Origin of the sequence: Collinsella aerofaciens (assembly GCF_901212495.1) — a bacterium.
Classification (GTDB): Bacteria; Actinomycetota; Coriobacteriia; order Coriobacteriales; family Coriobacteriaceae; genus Collinsella; species Collinsella aerofaciens_H.
The window spans coordinates 24-918 of sequence record NZ_CAAKNY010000020.1 but is presented as its reverse complement, the minus strand read 5'-3'; the positions used below and the strand labels follow the sequence as shown (position 1 = coordinate 918).

The 895-nt window shown below is 64.7% G+C and carries 1 protein-coding gene; it reads left to right on the top strand.

What is annotated here, in order from left to right; translation table 11 throughout:
- Positions 1–108 precede the first annotated feature (108 nt).
- Complete coding sequence (locus tag SFLMC1_RS01725; protein ID WP_154063891.1) at positions 109–882, top strand: hypothetical protein; 774 nt, start codon at positions 109–111, stop codon at positions 880–882.
- Positions 883–895 lie beyond the last annotated feature (13 nt).

The window sequence follows — 895 nt, the reverse complement described above, 5'->3', positions numbered from 1 at the left end:
CTGATGTTGACTGGGGTTCCCGTAAAATAAACCCCAACAAAATATGTGCGGAGTGCTGGACTGGAGCCGCCTTCGGACCCTGTTGGCTGCTCACCGAGAGGCTCCGCTATGAAACGGCCCCTTTACTACCTGCTCTGCGCGATCGCGTGCACGTCCATGGTCGGCGTGACGATGCCCATGGCAGCCATTGCGGAGGCGATTCAGCCTCAGGAGACCGCCGAACAGCGGGCGCGAGCCGACGCCACGAACAGCGACGCCAACACGGCCAAGGACGCAACCAACACAAATACGACAGCGGATACCGTAGAGGACAGCACCGCAACATCCACCAGCACCAGCGCAGTCAACACGGAAAGCACTGACGGCACCCCCGCCGCAACCGACGCGACCGCCACCCCCACCCCCTCCCTCCGCACGCAAGCCGCCGGCACCCCCGAGGCCATCACAACCGCAGCAAACACCCCCTACGCCCACACCGCCACCGCAACCCAAAACGGCGTCACCTTCACCGTCTCGTGGAACGACGCCCCCGCGGGCGCCGCGACGACCTTCCACGTAACCCAGGCAGGCGGCTCGTCCCAGGCCAAGGCGCGCATGGACGTGCCCACCTACTGGGACGGCGGCGGCCAGGAGAGCGTCTGCGACCCGTCACGCCCGGCATGGGCCGGCTACTACAGTCTTGGCACCACGGGCCACGACTTTACCTTTGACTTCACGGCGTCGGGCACGTACCGCATCCACTTCTACTTTATGGACAACGACAGAGACGACCCCCAAAACGACAAGGGGATCTACTACCTGCGCGCCACGGCGGAGGTGACCGTAAACGACGCCGCCCGCCCGAGCGTCACGCAGATCGTCAACAATGCCGTAGCCCAGTGAAGGCAGGAGACGA

Bases quoted from the DNA above. Each gene is read 5' to 3' on its own strand.
- SFLMC1_RS01725 (WP_154063891.1), top strand. From the start codon at position 109: ATGAAACGGCCCCTTTACTACCTGCTCTGCGCGATCGCGTGCACGTCC.